14 protein-coding genes are annotated in these 25,359 nt (G+C 41.7%); 11 read left to right on the top strand and 3 right to left on the bottom strand.

Annotated elements, in window-relative coordinates; all coding sequences use genetic code 11:
* Positions 1 to 163: 163 nt before the first annotated feature.
* The gene (locus tag AC060N_RS12485) at positions 164 to 1,357 is read right to left on the bottom strand and encodes a hypothetical protein (protein ID WP_479524088.1); all 1,194 of its coding nucleotides are present in this window, start codon (positions 1,355 to 1,357) and stop codon (positions 164 to 166) included.
* A gap of 192 nt (positions 1,358 to 1,549) precedes the next feature.
* Positions 1,550 to 2,818, bottom strand: a complete 1,269-nt coding sequence (locus AC060N_RS12480; protein ID WP_479524087.1) for a site-specific integrase — start codon at positions 2,816 to 2,818, stop codon at positions 1,550 to 1,552.
* A 704-nt stretch (positions 2,819 to 3,522) separates the two neighbouring features.
* Here AC060N_RS12480 and AC060N_RS12475 point away from each other — a divergent pair.
* The 10 genes from AC060N_RS12475 to AC060N_RS12430 all read left to right on the top strand — a co-directional run bounded on the left by AC060N_RS12475 (position 3,523) and on the right by AC060N_RS12430 (position 21,029).
* Positions 3,523 to 4,119, top strand: a complete 597-nt coding sequence (locus AC060N_RS12475; protein WP_479524086.1) for an RNA polymerase sigma-70 factor — start codon at positions 3,523 to 3,525, stop codon at positions 4,117 to 4,119.
* Between the two features lie 125 nt (positions 4,120 to 4,244).
* The gene (locus AC060N_RS12470) at positions 4,245 to 5,234 is read left to right on the top strand and encodes a FecR family protein (protein ID WP_479524085.1); all 990 of its coding nucleotides are present in this window, start codon (positions 4,245 to 4,247) and stop codon (positions 5,232 to 5,234) included.
* 92 nt (positions 5,235 to 5,326) lie between these two features.
* A complete protein-coding gene (locus AC060N_RS12465; RefSeq protein WP_479524084.1) occupies positions 5,327 to 8,704 on the top strand; it encodes a TonB-dependent receptor in 3,378 nt (1,125 codons plus the stop codon).
* Positions 8,705 to 8,728: 24 nt separating this feature from the next.
* A complete protein-coding gene (locus tag AC060N_RS12460; RefSeq protein WP_479524083.1) occupies positions 8,729 to 10,219 on the top strand; it encodes a RagB/SusD family nutrient uptake outer membrane protein in 1,491 nt (496 codons plus the stop codon).
* Between the two features lie 205 nt (positions 10,220 to 10,424).
* Positions 10,425 to 11,216 carry an SDR family NAD(P)-dependent oxidoreductase gene (locus AC060N_RS12455; RefSeq protein WP_479524082.1) on the top strand — a complete coding sequence of 264 codons (792 nt, stop codon included), beginning with the start codon at positions 10,425 to 10,427 and terminating at the stop codon, positions 11,214 to 11,216.
* Between the two features lie 33 nt (positions 11,217 to 11,249).
* Positions 11,250 to 12,647: an aminomethyl-transferring glycine dehydrogenase subunit GcvPA gene (gene gcvPA, locus AC060N_RS12450; RefSeq protein WP_479524081.1), complete on the top strand. Its 1,398-nt coding sequence runs from the start codon at positions 11,250 to 11,252 to the stop codon at positions 12,645 to 12,647.
* A gap of 44 nt (positions 12,648 to 12,691) precedes the next feature.
* Entirely contained in the window at positions 12,692 to 14,245 is a 1,554-nt protein-coding gene (gene gcvPB, locus AC060N_RS12445) for an aminomethyl-transferring glycine dehydrogenase subunit GcvPB (RefSeq protein ID WP_479524080.1), read from the top strand.
* A gap of 82 nt (positions 14,246 to 14,327) precedes the next feature.
* Positions 14,328 to 15,482 (top strand): ATP-NAD kinase family protein, encoded by a 1,155-nt coding sequence (locus AC060N_RS12440; RefSeq protein ID WP_479524079.1) that lies wholly within the window; start codon positions 14,328 to 14,330, stop codon positions 15,480 to 15,482.
* A gap of 380 nt (positions 15,483 to 15,862) precedes the next feature.
* Positions 15,863 to 19,033: a beta-galactosidase, LacZ type gene (lacZ, locus tag AC060N_RS12435; protein ID WP_479524078.1), complete on the top strand. Its 3,171-nt coding sequence runs from the start codon at positions 15,863 to 15,865 to the stop codon at positions 19,031 to 19,033.
* Between the two features lie 10 nt (positions 19,034 to 19,043).
* Positions 19,044 to 21,029, top strand: a complete 1,986-nt coding sequence (locus AC060N_RS12430; protein WP_479524077.1) for an MGH1-like glycoside hydrolase domain-containing protein — start codon at positions 19,044 to 19,046, stop codon at positions 21,027 to 21,029.
* A gap of 240 nt (positions 21,030 to 21,269) precedes the next feature.
* Here AC060N_RS12430 and AC060N_RS12425 read toward each other — a convergent pair whose 3' ends face one another.
* A complete protein-coding gene (locus tag AC060N_RS12425) occupies positions 21,270 to 21,980 on the bottom strand; it encodes a FadR/GntR family transcriptional regulator (RefSeq protein WP_479524076.1) in 711 nt (236 codons plus the stop codon).
* Between the two features lie 138 nt (positions 21,981 to 22,118).
* Between AC060N_RS12425 and AC060N_RS12420 the strand changes: the two genes are divergently transcribed.
* A complete protein-coding gene (locus AC060N_RS12420; protein ID WP_479524075.1) occupies positions 22,119 to 25,355 on the top strand; it encodes a SusC/RagA family TonB-linked outer membrane protein in 3,237 nt (1,078 codons plus the stop codon).
* Positions 25,356 to 25,359: the final 4 nt, after the last annotated feature.

Here is a 25,359-nt window from a genome sequence, read left to right as displayed (position 1 = left end):
GGTTTGCTAACAAAGCAACGAAAGAAACCAATACCGATCCAGTTACAAGGGGGTTACAGAACCCCCTTAAGGCACTGTTTGTCAGCGAGTAATTTAGCCTAAATTTCTTTAGGGGTTACAACCTTGTTCATTAAAAATATAGAGATTTGAAGCCGGTGCCTGGTTACACATTGTCGAGATAATCCAGTTGTCGGCGGAGCAGTTCTTTCACCCGCTCACAAGTGGCATGCTCTAAATTGTAGAATTTGATTCGTAAACTGTCCTCCGAGATATTGCGGCTATTGTCGGTCCGGACCAGTTTGGCAAATGAGCGGATGACCTCCGAGATGTTTTCATTTTTAATGGCATTTGTTTCCATGTAGATTTTCAGCACACAAGCGAGCTGGGCCACCGAAAGGTGGGTGTGCAGTTTTTTAATTTCAGTGTCTGTTAGGGGTGTTTCAAGCGAAATATCCTGGTTCAGGTCGAGCTTGGTTTGCAGATAAGTGATTTCCTGGGAAATCCATTGTTTCAGTTGCTTTTGGAGAGAAGGGCGTTCGGGTCTGAATGCCAGTTTAGGCGCCGGCACGACCTGCGTTATTATTTTCCGAATCAGGTGGAGGTAATGCAACTGCTGTTTTGTGGATTCGTGTTCGTAGCAAGCTTTAGCAATTAAGCGAGAACAGGCAACAAACAGGTTGGTCGCATTGTAGTTCATGTAAAGAATGGTTACCAACAGTTCTTTCTTCAGCTCAGCATCCGTCAGTTTTTTATCAACCAGTTGAGAGAGTTGTTCCAACAGGGTATTGAGGTATTTTATTTTACGATAGGTGTATTTACGGATGCTGATATGGATGAATTCCCGGTAGGGTTTAAAAATCAGTGACGCCAACATCGGATTATTGAGATGTTCTTCCAGGTACGCCTGAACCGGTACAATTTGCCGACTGAAAATATCAGCCATTCTTTGGTGAAAAAAAGCGGAACAATACCGGTCAAAGTTGAAGAGCTCCGGGTGGTCTTCGGCCAGAAAGCCCAGAAAGTCTTCCAGCTTATAGGCTAACTGCTGGCCCATCCGGAGTAACGTAAACTGGGATTTGTTTGGAACCAGTCTGGCGGCTGAAGAGAACAGTGCGTAAAGATGGTTCAGGATTCGGACCATGGCAGCCTGATTAGCGGAGATGTATTTCAACAGCTGCTTATTGTTTTCCTGATGGAAGATCTGGTACCTGATGGCATCTTCCATTTTCTTCATTTCTTCCAGACAGATTTTGTCCCAGGCTTGAAGCTCTTCCTGGGAGAAAGACCGGCAAAAGAAAGAGGTGACGGATAATTTCCCAATCACGGATTTCTCCAGGGTACGAAATTCATTCTTCATTGAGATTTAGGTTTGAACATCAACGGGAAATCCGCTATCATCCTCCTTAAACCGGCATATCAATGCATTATCCCTACTTCAATGATGACGAAAAAGACAGACTCTATCAGGCAAGAAAACAAAGTTTTCCCGGCTAAAGAGCCTATAGATTTTAACGTCAATTCAGATTTCCTGTCTGGTTACTTAATTGGTTTACCCCAATTTACTACTTTTTTTGTTAAGCATAAAATTTGTACTTGTTTGATTGAGATTCTCTCTCAGTTTCTCCATGTCGTGACTAATTTTGGTTTCAATTACCCGTGCATAGATTTGGGTGGTCGCAATTTTGGTATGGCCCAGCATTTTGCTCACCGTCTCAATGGGCACGTTATTGCTTAGGGTTACCGTGGTGGCGAAAGTGTGACGCGCCAGATGAAATGTCAGGTTCTTATCGATACCGGTCAGGTCGGCAATTTCTTTAAGGTAACTATTCAAACGTTGATTCGTCAGGACCGGAAAGAGCGTTCCGCGATGCAATGCCCGCGGATGGTTTTTGTACTTCCAAATGATTTCCATGGCTTTGGGAAGTACTGGCATTGCGACGGATTGTTCTGTCTTTTTACGTTTGTAGAAAAGCCATTTCTGACCATCGATGCCCAGCCTTAAATTGTCAGGAGTAAGCCTGGATATATCGACATAAGCAACACCGGTATAACAGGCAAAAATGAACAGGTCACGAACCAGCTGCATGCGTTCGATGGTGAATGTCTTTTGTTCAAGCTTCTCAAGTTCCAAAACAGTCAGATAACCCCTGTCGACAGGTTCGAAATGGAAATGGTAGGATTCAAAAGGATTGCGAACCAACCATTCCAAACGTTTAGCCAAGTGCAGTAATTTGCGGAAACGCTCCATGTGTTTCATCACCCCGTTATTCCGCATCGGTTTTTGGTGGTCGGCTGGTTGATGACTTCGCAGGAAATATTCGAACTCGGTAATGAACTGGTAGTTGATCTCCGAAAGGTATATGTCAGACGTCTTGTACCGTTTCCGGATAAATTCAAAAAGGTATTTCTGCGTGGTGTAGTAATTTTTTAAAGTTCCGGGTGCCAATGTTTCTCTGCCGGTCTTTTCGTGGTAATCGATCAACCTGGAAAGGCTGAACTGTTCCACCTCAACGCCGAGGTAAAGATTCTTGATTTTATCGGCGGTAATAAGTTTGTGCTGCATGCGCAAATCCTGGTAGCATTGCATCAGCTCCGACTTGATTCGAACCAACCGGATATTCAGGGAACGTGATTCAGGCCGGTTTCCGCGGGCTTTGCCGATTTCATTGTCCCATTCGTCCGGGTCGATGGTTTCTTTGATGGCCAGCTCTTTCCGGACTCCATCAACGGAAATGCGGGCATAGATGGGTGCCCGATGATTTCGGAACTTGTTCATTCTGAGGATGAACTTGATGGTGAAGGTGTGTGTGTTTCTCATAACAATTTCATTTTTCTGATGGATTTTGGCCTAAAAAGGTCACCGGAACGGGCCTTGAAAGGGCATCAAAAACCATCAATTTTGAACATAACTGATGTATGTATGAAATTGCAATGAACTCCCCGACAGAACATTACATTGTTTCTGGTGACCTAAAGATACATAATAAAAGAGGTCACCGCGTGGTTCTCATTTAAACTGAAATATTCTGCTTTGAATTGATATGACAAAAAACAAGAAAGCCTGATAATCATACGATTAACAGGCTTTTGATGTTGTTTGAATCTTGCATTGTCGGGGTGACAAGATTTGAACTTGCGACCCCTCGCCCCCCAGACGGAAATCCAAATCCTCGTAAAGAGCGGTAGTATAGGTAAATATTAAATTTATCGAAATGTTTGTGTACATTATTGTGTCACATTGAGGTCGCGATGAAGATCCTAAGAATAAAGAAATCGAAATCAAAGGTTATTTGCGTAGAAGGAGAATTTTAAAATTAAAGTGCATTAAAGGGGAAGGTTTTTTCTGGATTAAGTCAAAAACCATATTTAACAACATAAAGAATTTCAGCACTAAGAATCTCCGTTTATCTTACTTTGCTCTTTTTGAGGCAAATTTTGTAATTGTAAGATGAAGAGGATTTTTTTCTTTTACAAAAATGTTAAACTTATGACGGTGTGATTCAATCCGCGAAAAGAGTAATATTGGAAAACGAAGGAAGATATACATTTGAACATTTCAAAGTAGAACGGACCCAAGAGTCCTACACCAAATTCTTTGATTTTTACTTCAGACGCCTGGTGCAATTTGCTGTTACCATAACCAGGTCCGAATTGTTAGCGGAAGAAATTGTCCTGGACGTATTTTTGAAATTATGGACCAAAAGAGATTCACTACATAGCATCAGAAACATTGAAACCTATTTGTTCGTTTCTGTAAGAAACACGGCCATCAATTCATTGAGAAAGGAACAGAATTTTGATTTTGATATGTTGGAGGATTCTCATATTGAATTGGCGGATTATCAGGCTACAGGTGAGGATGAGCTTGTTGAACATGAGATGTTACATGAGCTTAATTGTGCTGTAAAAAAACTTCCGGCTAAATGCAAGATTGTCTTTAAATTGATAAGAGAAGATGGCTTAAATAGAAATGAAGTTGCACACATACTTAATATATCAGTAAAAACGGTAGATAATCAGGTTGCAATCGCTGTTCAGAAGGTCGCAGAACAGCTTAATATCGATCTTTCCCATCCTCAAAATTCAAAGCGCCTAATGACTTTTTTACTAGCATTTTAGGTTCATCAGTTCGCCATCCCAGGGCAATAATTTTAAAAAATATTAAAAAAACTCAATTTTTCTTTAGGGAGATCATAGGAAAGTTGTGTCCTTATTACAACAAGGATATAAACTTTACTCTGGTAATGAAAACTATTTCTCAAATAATCGCACACAGTTTGCTAAAGATGGCTAATAAGGAAGAGAAGGATACCTTGGCGAAGTGGAAAAATCTTTCAACCCAGAATGAGATTTTTGCTGATGGACTGGAAGCATACTGGAAGAAACCTGGCAATCCATTGCCTGATAAAAGATTACAGCATGCTCGTAAAAGGCTTCTGGTCCGTATCAATTCCAATAGAGAAGAAAAACCTCAAAGGACTCGATTTGGTCAGGTATGGAGAATTGCTGCTGCGGTTGCTGCAGTTGTTACTATATCAGGAATATCGATTTATATTGCTTCTGTAGCGGGTGTGTTTCATACTAAAAATTATGTGGAAGTTGCTACGGAGGCAGGGCAACGGAGCAAAGTTACTCTCCCTGATGGAAGTTTAGTCTGGTTGAACGCGGAAACGGATATCAAGTATAGTTTATTGAGGAATAAACGTACATTAATTCTTTCTGGAGAAGCATACTTTGAAGTAAAACATGATCCAGACCAACCTTTTATTGTAAAAACCGGGGATGCAAAAATTATAGATTTAGGAACAAAGTTTAATGTTTCGCATTATCCGGATTCTAAAATTATTCAAACTTCTCTTCTATCCGGAAAAATCTCTATGTCCTTGTCAGGGAACAACGAAGGAATTGAACTTATTCCTGGTCAGAAATTGACATATGATGAAGAGCAACACAAATTTATAAAAACAACGGCAAATGTCCACAACGAGGTTTTATGGCGGGAGGGCGTTTTGGTTTTTGATAATGAGTTATTTAGTGATTTGATAAATAAACTTGAACGGTACTACGCTGTCAAGATCATATATGACAGAACAAGCTTTCAAAACAAACATTATACAGGAACGATTAACAATTTAAGCATTGACAAAGTACTTGATTTTATTAGCCTAACGATTCCAATGAAGTATGAAATAAACAATAAAACGATAACACTAACTTATAAAAACGACAATTAACTGAAAATGAGAACGAAGAAAAGGTGACACCCGCGCCAACGAATAATCACCTTTTCATTAATTGATTTAATAACTATAAATCATTCAAATCTATGAAAAAAACACGATTATCCAGTAACCCAGCAAGAGTTGGGTGGATGAAAATTTTGCGAATCATGAAACTAACTACCTTCTTGATTTTATTTTTCATTTTTGATGCTTCTGCTTCGTTATCGCAGAATTCAAGAATTTCCCTTAATGTTGAAAACGGGACACTAAAGGAGATTTTTGGACAGATTGAAGAGCAAACTGATTTCCGGTTTTTCTACCAGAACGAACAGTTACGTGACATCGGAAGGAAGACGGTTTATGTGAGTAATAAGAATGTGGAGGCCATAATGAATGATCTCCTTACAGGTACTGGGATTTCTTATAAAATTGTTAACAAGAATATTATTCTTTTTCCAAAAACTGACGAAGATAATAATATTGGCACCGCTACCCAGCAAGTAAAAACCATAACAGGTAAGGTTACTGATATGAAAAGTCAACCTCTACCCGGAGTAACGATTGTGATTAAAGGGACCGGCCAGGGAACTGTTACTGATGCAAATGGAAACTATGCATTGAGCAAGGTGCCCAACGATGCGGTGCTTGTTTACTCATTCATTGGAATGAAAAAACAGGAAATACCAGTAGCAGGGCAGACTTCAATTAACGTAATCATGGAAGATGAAACGGTAGGCTTGGATGAAGTCGTAGCGATTGGATATGGTACGGTCAAAAAAAGTGACGTAACCGGAGCAATTTCATCGGTACAGGGAGATGATATTTCAAATCGTCTGCAAACCAATCCTGCGGAGGCTCTATCCGGGCAGATTTCAGGGGTATCAATCATGCGCCAGGGAGGGAATGCAGGGTCAAATGTTGATATTAAAATCCGTGGTGTCAACACATTTTCTGATAATGAACCCTATGTTTTAGTCGATGGTTTTCCAATGGATATTAATACGGTAAATCCAGCTGATATTGCGTCTGTTGAGGTACTAAAAGATGGCGCTGCAGCTGCTATTTATGGATCCAAGGCTGCGAACGGAGTTATTCTAATAACAACGAAAAGTGGGAAAAAGGGTGGTATGGTCATCGACGTGAACTCGTATTTGGGTGTTTCTCATGTCGCCAATAAACTAGATATGTTGGACGCAAATGGATATATTAAAGTACACACCGAGATGTATCAGAATGCAGGCAAAGCGCTTCCAAGCTACATTACTGCCAGTGATAATGCAAATACTGATTGGTTTGATGCAATGTCTCGTAACGGCTTTACCCAGAACTATTCTTTTGCAGCGCGAGGTGGCTTGGAAGATTCTAAGTATTCCTTGTCATTTGTTCATTCAGATGAAAAAGGTATTATGCTTGGAAACCGGTATATCCAAGATATAGCCCGTGCCCGTTATTCATTTACAAAAAACATTTTCTCATTAGACGCCAATATTGGATTAAATTTTGATAATAACCAACAACCACAATACTCGCTGAAAGAAGTATATGCGATCTCACCATTGGTTCCAGTTTATGATCCAACTCAACCTGAGGGCTATGGACTAACTAATAAAAATGATTTGCCTGCGAATAGGAACTCAATGGCAGAATATGAAAATATTAAAGTTAAGAACCGGGATTATACGATGACGGGGAATGTTGCTCTTGGTATCAAATTGGCTCCTTTCCTAAACTTCAAAGCGTCGTACGGATATCGAGGTTCCTTTAACTCCTATCATTATCACACTCCACCGTTCACTCCATCAGTGCAAGATAGAGTTCTGTATGCAATGAATTCAGCTAGAACAACTTATTGGCAAGAACAAGTTCAGGAAAATATATTAACATTCAATAAGGGGTTTGGACAACATGAAGTGAATATGATGGTGGGTAATTCTATTAATGCTACTTATTCTGAATGGCATGGTACATCCGTGGATGGTTCAACCGGAGGGTTTCTGGACCCGAATTTGGAAACCATTGACGCAGGTATTGGAGGTAGCTTTTCGGGAGATGGAAGTAATTTTACCTATAATCGAGCCTCATTTTTTGGACGTCTTAATTACGCTTTTGCACACAAATACCTTTTTCAGGTAACTGCTCGGAGAGACGGTTCTTCTAAGTTTGGCTCAAAACGCCGCTGGGGATTTTTCCCGTCTGCAGCAATCGGATGGGTAATTTCAAAGGAAGGTTTCTTTCCCAAGGATGGTATTATCAATAATTTAAAATTCAGGGCATCATACGGCCGTCTGGGTAATGAAAGCGCACTTGGATATTATGATTTTCAAACTCTGGTCACAACCGTCAATAATAAAAGTCAGGGCTATGTTCAGGGAGTTGAAAAACTGCCTTGGCCTGGTAGTATTGCAACAGGGCTTGCTAACTCTGATTTGCAGTGGGAAACCACAGACTCAAAAAATATCGGTTTTGATTTGGGCCTTTTTAATAACAAGTTGACCGGAACTGTTAATTATTACAACTCGACCACCAGTGATTTGCTAATTACTAAAATTTTAGCTCCTTCTGCAGGAATGGATGATCCTACTTTGAATGTGGGCAAAATTAGGAATTCCGGAGTTGAATTTGATTTCCAGTGGAAGGAGAAAAAAGGAGATTTTACCTATAATATCGGAATGAATCTTTCAACCGTAAAAAATGAGGTTCTGGAACTTGCCAATAATAACCAGATAATATACGGCACAGGTCTTAAATATGGAGATGCACATTTTCCTACAAAAACCCAGGTGGGCTCACCGATTGGGGCATTTTATTTGTACCAAATGGACGGTATTTTCCAGAATGAACAAGAAGTTCAGGATCATTATACGATGGTTGACGGTCAAAAGGTGGTTATTCAGCCCGACGCCAAACCCGGGGATGTTCGCTTTAGGGATTTAAATGGGGACGGAAATTTGGACAATGAGGATATGGCATATTCTGGATCCGGCATACCGAAGGTTGAAGCTAATCTGATACTAAATCTTAACTGGAAAGGTCTTGACTTTTCATCTACTTTGGGAAGTGCCTGGGGAGCAAAAATTTACAATGGAAACCGCTATTTTTATGAAGCGATGAGTTCAGGAAGTAACTTCCTTTCTACAACAGTTCACGCATGGACGGAGCAAAATCACAGTAACACTATGCCAAGAGCGGTTTTGGGCGATCCTAACGGCAATACTCGTGAAAGTACACGTTTCTTGGAAAACGGTAATTTTGTTAAAGTTCGTCAGATACAACTAGGTTATAGCCTACCTAAAAGATTAGTCTCTGGAATGCATCTTAATAAACTAAGAGTTTATGCAAGTGCAAACAATGTTTTCACCTTTACAGATTATTCAGGAATAGATCCCGAGTTTTCACGTTCAAGTGTGCTAAACGCAGGAGTAGATAATTATATCTTTCCATTTACACGGTCATTCCTGATGGGGGTTCAAATTACTTTATAAGTAGCCTAAAATTGATAGAAAGTTATGAAAAAAATATTACTGATTCTGTTAACTTTTGTAGCATTCATTTTTGCTGCATGCGACAATTTCCTTACAGTCGAATCACCTGACAAAGTAACTTCTGAAAGCTTTTGGAAAAGCCAAAGCGATGCTGAATCCGGGTTGGCAGCAGCCTATTCACAACTTGAATTTTCAACAGGAACCTGGTCTTTTGCAGAGATAAAGTGGCCGGTAGAAGCATATCGGGAAGATATGATGGTCATCGGTCGGGATGCTACAAATTATGAAGACTGGGTACGATTGTACGACTTCACCTATACTGATGCTAATACACAGCTTGCTCAATATTGGCGTATCTGTTATACCGGTTTAAACTATTGTAATCAAGTAATCACGAAGGTCGCAGATATTGATATGGACGCCACTTACCGGAGTCAGATCATTAATGAAGCTACTTTTTTGAGAGCGTATTATCACATGAAATTATTGTTGAATTGGAAGAAGATCATACTGCGAGAAGAGTATATCAATTCAGCAGAGCAACTTGATCAACCGCTTTCAGAACGTTCCGATTGTTGGGAATCCATTATCCGGGATTTCAAACAGGCAACAAACCTGCCGGAATCTCAGCCTGCAGAGCATGTTGGTCGTGCAACTTCCGGAGCTGCCTGGGCATATCTTGGATGGGCGTATCTAACTCGTGCATATGAAGAACCTGCCAACAAGGAGGCGGATCTGAATGCCGCTGTTGACGCATTCAATCATGTAACCGGCTATTCGTTGGAAAGTGATTTCCTGGGGATGTTTAATGGAACTAACGAAAATTCTAACGAATCAATTTTCGAACTTCAGTTCTCGCTTGATCGTGACAATGGAGCAAATTATTATACGGAGCTTCAGTTCTGGATTGCTTCCGAGGAGATTGGCGGTTGGGATGAAATTTCTCCGGCAGACAAGCTGGTTAGTGAATTTAAAAAGGAAGGAAAAACATCCAATGCAGGTACTTATGATAAACGAATGTACGCTACATTAATCTTTGATGATGAATACTTTTATACAGGTAATAAGATTTTTAGTCACAATTACGACTATTATTTTACTACGGAACGCAGAGCTGTATTTCGCAAATTACTGCCCGATTATGCAAATATCGACGATGAAGAATCCGGGTATAATATTCCACTAATGCGCTATTCTAATGTCTTGTTAATGAAAGCTGAAGCTCTCAATGAGTTGAACAGGACCGATGAAGCTATTCCTCTTATCAATCAGGTTCGCGACGTTCACGGTGATATGCCACCAATGACTGGTTCATCTTATGATGATGTTAAGGCTGAAATAGAGCATGAACGAATATTGGAATTTCCACTCGAGAATTTTCGATTTTATGATTTACGTCGGTGGGGAAAAGCAAAGGAGGCGTTAGAATCTGTTGGTCGTACCAATTTTGATCCCGCAGCGAACGATTTTTTCCCTATACCTCGCAAAGAGTTAAATAGCAACAGCGCGTTGTAATTTACTTTTCATAGAAATAGAAGAAGAAAAATCAGCTTCCATTTTTTTCTTGAAGAATGGGGCTGATTTTTAATGCTTCCTTTTAAAAATCTCGCTAATACAAGTTGGGAAGTAATTATGAACCCTTTTTTGTGTTCAAAAGAACAGTGAATGAAGGGGGGTATGATCAGTTTTTACGAATAAAAATCACTAGAATTAGAGAGTCATGACAATTACAAATAACATTCTCAAATCGATTTCATTAGAGGGTAAAGTAGCGGTTGTTTCGGGTTCAGCATCAGGTATAGGATTTGGTTCGGCAAAAAGGCTTGCGGAAGCAGGGGCCAGTATCGCACTTCTGGATATTAACGAAGAAAGTGGCCTCGAAGCAACTTCTAAAATAGAGGCGATTGGAGTAAAAGCTATTTTTATTAAATGCGATGTCAGTTCTCCTGATGATTGCAAGAACGCTGCCGAGCTCACTTACAAAACCTTTGGGCGAATAGACATCCTACATAATAATGCGGGTATTGCTATCCGGAAGAATGCAGTTGATCTGGAACCGGAAGAATGGGACTTGGCGCTTGACGTTTCCCTGAAAGGACAGTACCTGCTTTCAAAATTTATCATCCCATATATGAAAAAGGGAGGTGGAGGCAGCATTATTAATACTGGTTCAGGATGGTCGTTGCGAGGAGGAGAGAATGCGCTTGCTTATTGTGCCATGAAAGGGGGAACCTTGAATATGACCCGGGCTATGTGTATTGACCATGGCAAAGACAACATTCGTGTCAATACTGTCTGTCCCGGAGATGTGGATACACCCATGTTAAAAAGTGAGTGCGAACAGTTAGGAGGGGAATATAACGATAGGTATCGGGAAGAATGTTCTCATCGTCCTATTTCACGACTTGGTACCCCAGAAGATATAGGTAATGCAGTTTTGTTCTTGGCTAGTGGACTATCATCATGGGTTTCTGGGGCGCATCTGGTGGTTGACGGTGGAGGCATCGCTTGATTAAGTGTCATTAAAGAAAAAAGAAAAACGATCATGATAAAAAAGAGAAATGAAATAGTTCATCCATATATTCCGAATTCTAGTCCGAGAGTGAAAGCAGCCATGATGGAAGAGATTGGGATCAATGATATTGATGAACTCTATGAAGACATCCCAGAACGTTTACGGTTTCGTGGCGAAATGAATATGCCCGATGCATTGGTTTCTGAACTGGATTTGAAACGGGAAGTCAACCGTATTTTAGCAAAGAACAGTTCATGTGAAGAAAACATCAGTTTTTTAGGAGGCGGTGTTGCCAGGCATTATGTCCCGGCAATCTGCGATGAGATAACCGGCCGTGCAGAATTCCTGACTGCTTATGCAGGAGAGCCATATGAAGATCATGGACGTTTTCAGGCTTTATTCGAATATGAAAGCCTGATGGCGGAATTGCTGGACCTGGATGTGGTCAATGTCCCCACCTATGATTGGGGGCAAGCAGCCAGCACTTCAATCCGGATGGCGGGAAGAATTACTCAACGAGACGAAATGATTGTATCTGAGGCTATTTCTCCTGACCGGATGAAAATCCTGAAAAACTACTGCGAGCCGGTCATGAAAATCAATACTCTGAAACACGATCCGACAACCGGGAAGTTGGATCTGGACGATCTTAGACAAAAATTACATCCTGGAGTGGCAGGAGTTTATTTTGAGAACCCAACTTATTTGGGAGTGATTCAGGAGCACGGACAACAGATAGCTGATATGGTTCACCAACAAGGAGGAGTTGTCGTTGTAGGCACTGATCCGGTTTCATTGGGAGTTTTGACTCCCCCTTCGAGATATGGGGCAGACATTGTTTGTGGAGATATACAGGGATTAGGAAACCATTTATATCTCGGTGGGGCTCTGGGCGGTTTTATCGCTACGCGCGACGACGAAAAATATGTGATGGAATTTCCTTCTAGGCTGTTTGGGATATGTAAAACGTCCGTTGAAGGTGAATGGGGGTTTGGCGATGTTGCCTATGATCGTACCTCTTTCGGTGTTAGGGAGAAAGGAAAAGAGTTTATAGGAACTGCAGCTGCGCTCTATGGAATATCAACTGCAGTGTATTTGTCGCTGATGGGGCCAAAGGGAATGTATGAACAAGGGCAGCATCTGCTACAGAAAGCAAGTTATGCCATGAAAAAGCTGGAACAAATACCAGGTGTCTCAATTCATTTCCAATCTCCACATTTTAAAGAGTTCGTTGTTGATTTCCTTGATACTGGCAAAACGGTAGCTGGAATAAACCAAGTACTGCTTCAAAAGAAGATTTTTGGGGGAAAGGCTCTGGAAGATGATTTTCCAGCATTGAAAGGTTGCGCGCTTTATTGCGTAACCGAGATGCTCTCAAAAGAGGATATCGACAGTTTAGTTGAGGCGTTGACTGAGGCCGTGGCATAACATGGGGGGATGGAAAGCAAGTTTTTACCAGACAAAAATTGAACATGGAAATAAAAAAGAATAGTCACCTGCGAAATTTTCATCAGGCAAAATGGGATGAAGAAATTATTTTCCAACTAAGCACTGAAGGTGAAAGAGGTATTGTTGTTCCTCAGGTGGAGCAAGAGATTTGGGATGAAGTCGGCGACGGAATATCTGTCCTGCCGGAAAACATGATTCGCCCATCAGCACCCGCACTCCCTGAAGTAGGGCAAATGCGGGTATTAAAACATTTTCTGCGTCTGTCCCAGCAAAACCTGGGGGCAGACCTGAACGTCGATATTGGGCAGGGTACCTGTACCATGAAGTACAATCCGAAGATCAACGAGGTGATTGCCCGGAGTCCTAAAGCCGCAGAAATACATCCACACCAGGATGAATCAACCATTCAGGGGGCACTCGAAATTATGTATGGCATGGAAAGTTTTTTGAAAGAGATATCCGGGATGGATCGCTTTACGCTACAGCCCAGTTCCGGTTCCCATGCTATTTTGGTCATGGCTTCCATCATGCAGAAATACCATGAATCAAGAGGCGATAGTCACCGTAATGAGTTGATCACGACAATTTTTTCGCACCCTTCCGATGCCGCAGCAGCTGCTGCGAAAGGATACAGGATCATCACCATTTATCCCGACGAACAAGGTTTTCCGGACATTGAAGCGCTAAAAGAAGCGGTGTCTGAACGAACAGCCGGATTATTTATTACAAACCCGGAAGATATTGGAATCTTCAATCCTCGGATCGATGAATTTACTGAAATCGTTCATGAAGTGGGTGGCCTTTGTGGGTATGATCAGGCGAACCTGAATGGGCTAATGGGGATCACCCGGGCAAGGGAAGCAGGCTTCGATCTTTGTTTTTTCAATCTTCACAAAACATTCTCCGGTCCTCATGGAAGTGGTGGGCCTGCAGCCGGAGCACTTGGGGTAACAAAGGAGCTTGAAAGTTTTCTTCCTGTACCGTTGGTTGGATTCGACGGAGACAAATACGTTCTGGAACACAATCTTCCCAATACCATCGGGAAAACACGTTCCTTTTTGGGCCCGTTCCCGGTGATATTAAGAGCTTATGCCTGGGTCAGGGCACTTGGAGCAGATGGTTTGAAGGCTTCGAGCCAAATCGCTGTCCTGAACAACAACTACCTGTTGAAGCACATTACCTCCATTGACGGGGCAGAGTCGCCATTTTCTGGAGGGAAAAGACGGATTGAACAAGTACGTTATTCCTGGGAGAAATTGTTCAGGGATACGGGGGTTGGGACGCACGATTTTACGCTTCGAATGTGCGATTTTGGTTTTCATCTTTGGTCCAGCCACCATCCTTTTATTGTGCCTGAACCTTTCACGATTGAGCCGACAGAATCCTATTCAAAAGAAGAACTGGATGAATACCTGGATGGTTTAAGACACATCGCGGAAGAAGCTCGCGTTGATCCTGAAATAGTGAAAACAGCGCCACACAGGAGTGTTGTGCATAAGATCGATAGCAGTTGGGACGACGATCCGCAGAAGTGGGCTATAACTTGGAGGGCTTTTTTGCAAAAGCATGCGCAATAATCTTGACTCTCTCTCAAAATAATACCTCTGGGAATAAACACTATCTCAGAGGTATTTAGGGTTACTCTCAAATATCGATTTAGTGAAAAGAAGGAAAACTATTGGTTTGATAATTAATCCGGTGGCAGGGCTGGGGGGAAGTGTCGGACTAAAAGGCACGGATGGTGAAATGATTCGTCAAAAAGCAATATCACTTGGTGCAGTCTCCCGAACTAATATCCGAACCCGTGAAGCTTTGAGTTTACTTAAAGACGAAAAGGAACAGTTTCATTTTGTTACATGTCCAGGAGAAATGGGAGAAGATGTGGTCCGGGAATTGGGATTTGAGTATTCAATTGTTGTTGTTCCAAGTCCCGCTTATCCTGTAGCCGAAAACACACGGTCGGCTGCCTCTGATATGATAAAGCAGGGAGTTGATTTGTTGGTGTTTGCTGGCGGAGATGGGACCGCTCGTGATATATGTTCGAATGTTGGCATGGAACTCCCCGTATTAGGCATACCCGCTGGCGTGAAAATTCAGTCGGGTGTATTTGCCACTCATCCGGCCGCTGCTGGTAGTATTCTCAAAGGTTTTCTGAGAGGAGAGATAAAAACCTTTATTGAGGCGGAGGTTGTAGATTTGGACGAAGAATTGTACAGGAGTGAAATACTTAACGCCAGGCTGTACGGATATCTGAAAATTCCCCGTGTCTTGTCTTTCGTTCAAAACAAGAAGACAGGAACACAACCGGGAGAGATTTATTTTCAACAGGCTATTGCTGAGGATCTGCTGGAAAAACTGGAAAAGGATGTTGACTACTTAGTTGGACCAGGATCGACTTTACGCACTTTTTTGGACCAACTGGGGGTTAATGGAACTTTACTTGGAGTTGACCTGATTAAGAACAAAAAATTAATCGCTGCCGATCTCAGCGAAAAAGAAATACTCAGGTACCTGCAGGGGCAGGAAGTCTGGTTGATCATTACTCCTACGGGCGGACAAGGGTTTTTGCTTGGGCGTGGGAACCAGCAATTGAGTCCTCAAGTGTTAACCTTGATCGGAAAAGAAAATGTCATTATCGCAGCAACGCCGGGGAAGCTGAATGCCCTTGAGGGAAAACCATTGTTGATAGATACAGGAGACGTTTTGCTGGATAGAATTTTTTCAGGTCATTATCGGGTAATAACCGGTTATCATCAGGCCAGTTTTTATAAAGCAAGTGGTTTTTCTGGTGAACTAGAATACAAAATAGACTAGGAATTATACTGAATTTTTGGAATCCTGACGGCACGTATCACTGCCGGGCTTCTTATTTAGAAACAAAGCCAGTTGATACAAATCAAAACAAGTTAATTACATCGTCGATTTTTGCATTATTGTTTGTGCCTGAAAGTTCGGTTAGGCGGGCTTACATGATAAGATTGTGTATAACCATGATATCATAGGGTTGAAAGCGTTGATCATTACAGTAGGTGCTGTTTGTGGCAGTGTTGTGTTGGCATGGCGCATTTTTGTTGCTAGGGGTTATTGAGCCCGACGTTGAATGCGCCTGTATTATTTGTGCTTAAAAATTTTCCGGCGGGGCTGCTATTAAAAAACTCCTGATTCCGGAACATAGAAAAATTAAACTAGAAGACATGAAAATCAATAAAAGTATAAAATGGATGCTCTTGGTCCTGATGGTTTCCATTGATTTTGTTCGGGCGCAGGATGTAAATGATTGGGAAAATCCCCAGGTGACCGGTATTAACAAGGAAGCCCCAAGGGCAAGTTTTTTTGCTTTCCCCGGGCAATACAATCCATCGCACACAATTATGAAAAAGGCGCCCAATTACCTTTCACTGAACGGTATTTGGAAATTTAACTGGGTTGAACGCCCGGCTGACAGACCTGAAGATTTCTACAAGACTGGTTTTGATGTGTCGGGGTGGAACGATATTAAGGTGCCAGGAAATTGGGAGTTACAGGGATACGGTGTTCCTATCTATACAGATGTAGAATATCCTTTTCCTAACAATCAGCCTTTTATCCCACACGATTATAACCCTGTAGGATCATATAAACGGTCTTTCGTGCTTCCCGCAAGGTGGAAGGGAAAGGAGGTCTTCCTGCACTTTGGAGGGGTACGGTCAGCCTTTTATGTCTGGGTAAATGGACATAAAGTAGGGTATAGCCAGGGTAGTAAGACACCAGCTGAGTTCAACGTTACTCGTTGGGTAAAACCCGGAAAGAACCAGTTGGCTGTGGAGGTTTACCGATTTAGTGATGGCAGTTATCTGGAAGATCAGGATTATTGGAAGATCAGTGGGGTTGAGCGAGATGTCTACCTGTTTGCACGCCCAAGGGTACATATTCGCGATTTCTTTATCCACGCCGGGTTGGACAGCACATATCAGGAAGGGCGGTTTGGCCTGGATGTAGAAGTAGCTAACCTACAATCAACTTCAAGAGATTATACAATTAAATATTCGGTTAGGGAAGCTGGGACGGATAAGGAAATTTCCAGTGGTTCGAGTACGTTTTCAAGCTCCAAGGAGGGCTCAAAAGCACATTTTTCAGCGAGGTTCCCTGGTGTAAGGCAGTGGACTGCAGAAACTCCAAATCTCTATTTGTTGGTCATTCAGCTTCAGAATGAAAAGGGAAAGGCTTTAGAATATATATCGCGCCCTTTTGGTTTCAGAACGGTCGAAGTAAAATATGGGCAATTCTTGGTTAACGGGAAGCCAGTGACTATAAGGGGTGTGAATAGACACGAGCACGACCCTGTAACCGGTCGGTACATCACGGATAAGTTAATGTTGCAGGATATCCGGCTGATGAAGGAGTTTAACATTAATGCAGTGCGGTGTTCCCACTATCCTAATCAGGAGAAGTGGTACGACCTGTGTGACAAGTACGGGATTTACCTGATCGATGAAGCGAATATCGAAGCCAATGGAGCCGAACCCTACAATCCCAGAAAAACGTTGGCGGATAAGCCAAATTGGCAAAAAGCGTTTCTAGACCGAACAAAAGCTATGGTCGAACGGGACAAAAACCACCCCTCGGTGATTATTTGGTCATTAGGTAACGAAACCGGAAAAGGGCGGAATTTTGAGGCCACTTACAGGTGGATCAAAACTAGGGACAGGAGCCGGATGGTACAGAGTGAAGATGCAGGTGAAGAGTGGTATACCGATATCTATTGTCCTATGTATGCCCGTTTTGATAAAATTTATAGGTACCTGGAGAAATCAGCACCTCGTCCTCTCATTCTTTGCGAATATGCGCACGCGATGGGGAATAGTGAGGGAAACCTTCAGGATTACTGGGATTTGGTTGAGCATTATCGGCAGTTCCAAGGGGGCTTTATTTGGGACTGGGTTGACCAAACCTTCCGCAAGGTTGATGATGATGGGGATACCATTGCAGCATACGGTGGTGATTTTGGGGAATACAAGGTGGTGAATGATTCTAATTTTTGTGCGAATGGGTTAGTTGCTTCTGACCGAAGCCTGCACCCACACATTTATGAAGTCAAGAAAGTATACCAACCCGTTAAGTTTGAAGCGGTGCCTTTTGCCGAAAATCAGCTTTATATTACCAATAGGTATGATTTTCGTTCATTAAAGGGCCTGAAGTTTCAGTGGAGTGTTAGATGCGAAGGGGAAGTGGTGGAGTCAGGCTCTATTGATCAGTTATCGATAAAACCACATGAAAAACAGCTGGTAACCTTGGGGTTAAAGCGGCCTGAGTTAGTTCCGGGAGCAGAGTATTTTTTGCGTGTTGATGCTTTTACCAAGGAGTCGAATTTCCTCATTCCTGCGGGTCATTTGGTTGCCTGGGAACAATTCAAACTGCCGTGGCACAACAATGGGCAAATTCCAAAAATTACAGCGGGTAACGTAGAGCTTACACACGATGGACAAACTGTTCATCTTCATTTCGATGGAGGAGAAACGACGTTTAACAAGAAAACCGGCCTGATGGAGGGATATCGTTATCATGGAAAAGAACTAATGATATCAGGTCCTGAACCTTATTTCTGGAGAGCAATGACCGATAATGATTTGGGAAATAATTTATTTGGCCGTTGCGGACAATGGAAATATTCCGGGCGAGACCGCAAACTGAAAGCCTTTGAAATTGTCCCCGGAGTGGACTGGGTGGATATCCATTCCCTCTTTATGTTGCCCGATTCGTTGGGAACCTATCAGCTGGATTACAGAATTTCAGGCAATGGGATCATCCGGGTTAAAGGAAACTACAGACCTGCTTCAGGAAATTTGCCGTCTATTCCAAGGATGGGAATGAAATTGAATTTGCCCTATGCCTACGATAGCGTGGAATGGTTTGGCCGCGGTCCACACGAAAACTATTCCGATCGTCACACCTCCGCAGCAATCGGTCATTACAAAGGTTCTTTGTGGGGGCAATTCCACCCTTATGTCAGACCACAGGAAACAGGCAATAAAACGGGTGTCAGATGGTTGGCCCTGCACTCTGCTGGTGGGGATGGTGTTCTGGTAGTCGGGGAAAAGCCATTAAGCATGAATGCCTTGCCTTTCGACTATCAACAATTGTACTATGTGCCTTACCATATTAAACGGAGGCATGGTGGAGAAATCAAACCCGGCGGGATGGTGACCTTGTTGGTTGATCAAAAGCAGATGGGATTGGGAGGCGATACTAGCTGGGGGGCTCCGGTTCATCCAGAGTACCTGATCCCAGCGGAACCTACCCGCTATACCTATTGGATTTGTCCCTTTGAGACTGGGGACAATTTGTTTTATAAGGCCAAGCAGATTCAGAATCCAGTAAACTTTTAACAAACGTGTTATGAATTTTACAAAATGCTTTTTTTTCTTACCTATATTTCTCTTGATTTCGGGTTGCGGAACCCAAACACCCAAAGAAAATATTCGGGAGCAATATCCGGATGTTTTACAGATTGAGGCTGTTCCAAAATCGCCGGATAATCTTAATGCTTTCGGTTTTTCAGATCATGGGGCGTGGCATGCGTATACACTGCCACCCAAAGACAGCACTGCGTATTTAGGCGGATTTTGCGGGCCATTGTTAATGAAGATGAATGGACGGTGGATCGGAAAAAGCCTGATGCATCTTCGTTTGTTGGATGAAAGCGGTAAAGTGCTGGGCTACTCGCCCGATTCTATTGAACTGCATTATTTTCCCGGCAAACTAATTCAAAAGTTAAAAGCAGGGGAGCTGAGAGTCGTTCAGAAATTGATATTTGCTGGCCCTCGTTCAGCTCTTGTACTTAATAAAGTGACAAATACTGGAAAGGTAAGGAGCACTTTCAGGTTTTCCTGGAAAGGGGATATTTGGCTCAAAGGGTGTAAAATTAGCAAAGAAGGAACCCAATTGAAGATTGTCTTGCCAGACAGCTCATTGTTAGAGACTGATTTTGCCAGTGATTTTAGCTTTCAAACGAAGAGAGATAGTTTGCTGTTGTTTGCGAAACAAAGGTACAGTCTCTCATCTGGTGAAAGTATTACAGTATCTTTTGTGCAATCTTATTTCTTTAATAATGATGAAGCAAACTCGAACCAAGAGTTGATTGCGGATTGGCTTAGCCAACCGTTAAAAGTATTGGTAGAGAATTCAAAGCGCTGGAACGGCTACCTTAGTCGAATTTTTAGTCATTTAACGGAACCTCGTTCATTAATCGTCAAATGCGTTGAGACCCTGATCTCTAATTGGCGGTCCCCGGCTGGTGATCTTAAACATGCAGGAGTGTTTCCATCCTCCGCTTACCAAGGATTTTATGGTTTTTGGGCTTGGGATAGCTGGAAACATGCTGTGGCATTGGCGCTTTTTGCTCCTGACCTGGCTAAGGAAAGTATCCGTAGTATGTTTGACTATCAGGGCCCGACTGGCATGGTTGCAGATTGCATCTATTTCGATTCTACTGAGAATAATTGGAGGGATACAAAGCCACCTTTGGCCTCTTGGGCTGTTTGGAAGGTTTTTCAGCAAACAGGAGATACTGCTTTTGTAAAAGAAATGTATCCTAAACTGAATAAATATCATCAGTGGTGGTATATGAATCGGGATCATGACCAGAATGGCATCTGCGAGTACGGCTCAACTGACGGAACATTAATTGCAGCAAAATGGGAAAGTGGAATGGACAATGCTGTCCGGTTTGACAAATCACAAATTGTGCCGGTGAACGATTCAGCATGGTCACTCAATCAGGAGTCTGTTGATTTGAATGTTTATCTTCAAAAAGAAAAACAATATTTGTCTAAACTTGCGGGTATATTAAAAAAAATACAAGATCAAAATCGATATTTGGCGGAAGCCCAAAGACTTGGGGGGATCATTCCCAAATATTTCTGGTCTGAAGAGGCACATTACTTTTTTGATAAAAGGACAGAAGACAAATCGTTCGTTAAAGTATACGGTCCGGAGGGTTGGTTACCCCTTTGGGCTGGACTTGCGTCCCAGTCCCAGGCGAGGGGTGTGAGGCAAATTATGCTTGACTCAGCACGGTTTAATACCTACGTTCCGCTACCAACTCTTGACGCATCGGATGCAGAGTTTGATCCATTGAATGGGTATTGGCGAGGTCCGGTATGGATAGACCAGGCTTATTTGGGCATTAAAGGCTTGAAAAATTATGGTTTTTCGAAAGATGCGTCTAGACTGAAATATAAGTTGCTTCATAATGCAGATGGACTTCTATTGAAAAATGCTATTGGAGAAAATTATGATCCAAAAACCGGGCGATCTTTGAATTCAAAACATTTTAGTTGGAGTGCAGCATATTTATTATTTCTCTTGGAATCTCAAAATTAGAAATACCAATATTTTGAAGTTCGGAAACAGATTGGGACATAAAAAAGCCTGAAGCGTTCTTTCATATTGACGTTTCAGGCTTTTGAATTCTACTAGAGTGACAAGATTTGAATTTGCGCACATGCGTTCGTCCAGACTCCATATTGCTATATGAGAAAGTGTTTTTTGTGCTACATTCTGTTACATTATTTCAAATTATAGAAAGTTACTTCAGAAAGTAATACCATCATTAAAAGGAACCTAAATGTCAGATATTCTTTGAAAATGATTTTCCAGATGCTTTCTCATTGCTCGCCTGAATTTATCTGCTGAACCATTTTTTAATACATCTACCAATCCTTTATGAGAAACGTAGTGTTTCTTGGAAATAGGTTTGTTGATTAGTCCACTGTCATATACGTAATTGAAAACAGGTAAAAGTACTTCCTGGAATTTTGTTAATGTCTTGTTATTGGTGATTTCATACAGTTTACCGTGAAATTCTATTTCATGTTCAATGTCAAATAAAACGTCGCTAGTAAATTCCGGCTCTTTGTTTACGATTTCTTCAAGTTCAGTAATTTTTTCATCGGTTATATTTCGAAAGATGAAATCAGCCATTCCTATTTCAATCACCAGCCTCAGTTCAAAGATGTCTTTTAGAGTGCTGTTATCAAGAATGTGAGGGATCATGGATTTTTTGAGAATCACCGAAAGATCAGGACTTTTGATAATCGTTCCTTTGTGCTTTTTGGATTCTATTATACCCATTGTTTTTAAGCGGTTTAGCGATTCCCTGATTACAGTTCTGCTTACCCCCATTGCTGTGGTCAATTCTACTTCTTTGGGAATGGCGTCACCTGGTTGAAGCTTCATTTTTATGAAGAAATCAACCAGCTTCATTTCGACTTTATCAACTAAACTCCTTGTATCAATTGCAGTTAGTAGTTCTGATTTATCTTTTTCCGTCATATTTGGAATTACTAATATGTATTACTTAATACTGCAAATTTCGAAAATATTTTGAAATAAAAAATTAATTCACTTACTTCGACGAGTCTTATGTCATACATAAGACGTTTGGGTTTTTAAAATAAAAAGTTCAAATCTATGAAGAAAATCTTGCGCAACCTATTGTATTTGTGTAGTATAGTCTTGATGATGATGTTGAGTAGTCATACTTATGCACAAAAAACAATTACTGGAAAAATTGTTGATGCGAAAAGTGGAGATCCACTGCCAGGCGTGACAATTGTGGTTAAGGGAACAACCACGGGAACAGTAAGTGATTATGAGGGTAACTACAGTTTGTTAGTACCAAAAGGAAGCGACCAACTTGTATATTCAATGATTGGTTACGAAAAACAAACCATTCGGTTGTCGACTTCCAGTGTGATTAATGTATCCATGAAAACAGCTACTACTGCTTTAGGAGAAGTTGTAGTAGTAGGATATGGTGAACAATCGAGAGCTCAGATGACCACCTCTGTTTCTAAAATGGACACGAAAAATTTAGAAAGTATTCCACTTTCCAATGCAGGTTCAGCTTTGCAAGGTACCGTGGCAGGACTTAGCGTTCAAAACACTACAGGTCAACCTGGCTCTACACCTAGTATCGTCATGCGGGGAGGGACTTCCTGGGATGGGTCGGGTTCACCACTTGTCATCGTTGACGGGGTTATTAGTTCATTCTATGCCCTCAATCCGGACGATATAGCTTCTGTGGAAGTACTAAAGGATGCAGCTGCTACTGCTATTTATGGTGCACGTGCAGCCAACGGTGTTATCCTTGTTACCACCAAAAAAGGGAAAGTTGGTAAATCTGAAATTAGCTATACGGTCAAGTATGGGGTCAATCGTCGAAGAGAATCTTATAAATACTTAAATGCCCATGATTACATTTATTACAATCGGTTGGCAGTGCAGAACTACACGATGGTCACAGGGCGTAATAACTTTGATGCAGGTTTTTTAAATGGTCGTTCAGGAGGTTTCGGAACTGGAAATAATACTACAGATTCTCCTTTTACCACGATGTATTTGACCGACCAAAACAAGTATCTTTTGAACTACGCCGGATGGCAGACAATGACAGACCCTCTGGATCCTAATAAACAGTTGATCTACCAGGAAAACAACATGTCTGATCTTTATTACCAGAACAGTTACGTGCAGGATCATTACCTCTCATTTGATGGTGGAAATGAAAAAGGTACTTATTCTTTGGGACTTGGATACCTTGATGATGCTGGAATTGTGCTGGGATCTGGATTTACCCGATATTCCGGTAAATTGAATGCCAGTTACAATGTGATGAAAAATGTGAGGGTTAGCACAAATATTCTATATTCCAGCTCTTCTCAAAAAGGAACTTATCTTCCTGATTATTCCTGGGTGTTTCAAAGAGCTGCCGGACAACCTCCCACATCAAGAATCTATAACAATAATCCTGACGGTAGTCTAAGTACGACTTTGAACCCTGGAACAAACATTTCTTTTGGAAATCCACTGTATTACAAAGATAAATTTGTTAAAAAGAATCTAGAACAGAGGCTTACTGCCAGTGTCAATCTTGATTGGCAAATTTTACCTGAACTAAAATTTAGCGCACGGGGAAGTTACTTTACAATTAATAACGTTAATCAATCATTTGATAAAGCATATCAGAGCGGTGGTTCGATGGTTACTTCCAGAACAGCATCAGCTGACCTGACGCGAACAGTAACCAACCAATATACTGCTATGCTAACTTATAAAAAGACGTTTGCCGAAAATCATCACCTCACGGCTTTGTTAGGAGCAGAATACTATAATACAGATCAGTTTTATCTTTGGGCAGCAACCAAGAATTCACCTTCTGATTTGATTCCAACTCTTAATGCTGGTAGCGAGGCATCAGGTGTCCCGAGTTCTACTTATACAGGAAACCGAATTATTTCTCAGTTCGGACGCTTGACGTACGATTATAAAATGAAGTATTTGTTCAATTTTAATATCAGGCGTGATGGGTCTTCCCGTCTGGGAAATAATAAATATGGTGTTTTCCCGGGGGTTTCAGTTGGATGGAATATACATAATGAGAATTTTTACAAGAACTCATCTATCAGCCAGATTTTTTCTACCATTAAGCCTCGTTTAAGCTATGGTGTGAACGGTAATGTGGACGTACTCAGTAATTATGGCGTATACGGAAGTTACGGTGACCTAGGGATTTACGACGGACAGACAGGTTATGGAAATACAGCGCTTCCGACCCTTGATTTACGGTGGGAAAGATCAACAACGCTTGATGCTGGTTTGGATTTGGGTATTGCCAATAACCGGGTGAATATTCTGCTTGACTATTTCGTGCGCGATATTAAGGATAAGATTGCAGGTCTGACTTTGCCTTACTGGACCGGATTTAGTAGTATTCTGACTAACAACGGAACCCTTAGAAATAAAGGTTTTGAAGCTGAATTGAATGCAGATATCATCAGGCGTAAAAACGGATTTAACTGGAATGTGGGAGCTACCTTCTATACCGTTAAAAATTTCGTCGTCAAATTACCTGATAACGGCAACGAGAATAACCGGCAGGGGGGAATCCAGGTTTATGACCCCAAAGCGGGTAAAGTTGTCTGGGTAGGAGGCTTGCAGGAAGGAAAACGTGTTGGTTTGGACGCCGTTTATGCTGCTCAGCAAGATTATATCTATCCTGACCAGGCTTCCGTCGATAAAGACGCAAACCGCTATGATGCCTACTTCCAGGCTGGTAAGGAAAAAGAGCGTTACCCCGGTGATGTCCGGTGGGTAGACGTAGACCACAATGATACAATTGATTATCGGGACCGGGTTTACATGGGACGCACAACTCCGTCTGTAACTGGTGGCTTCACCACCAACCTGAGCTATAAAGGATTCAATCTTTATGTAAAAACTGATTATGCGCTTGGTCATATCATATACAGCGAAGCCAGGGTAAGAGGATTGGCCCAGGTACAGGGAGCGCAAAATTCAACAACCGACGTGCTCAATTCCTGGACTCCGGAGAATCGTAATACAGATATCGCACGATATGATTTTACCGATCCGCACATGAATTTCGGTGAATCGTATCGCGCCCGACAAAATGGTAAATTCTGGGAGAAAGGAGACTACCTATGTCTTAGAGAGGTAACCTTAAGTTACAATTTTGATCCGGATTTTATGAAGAACTATGTCAAACACATCAAGGTGTATTTTACCGGTTCCAACCTGGGTTATTTGACCAAGTATTCCGGTGCTAATCCTGAAGTTGGTGGTATTGATAACGGCCGTTATCCTCTCCCGAGAGTATATACACTTGGCCTGAACGTGAAATTCTAATCGC

The organism is Prolixibacter sp. DSM 2831 (genome assembly GCF_056493735.1).
This window is presented reverse-complemented; position numbering and strand designations above follow the sequence as displayed.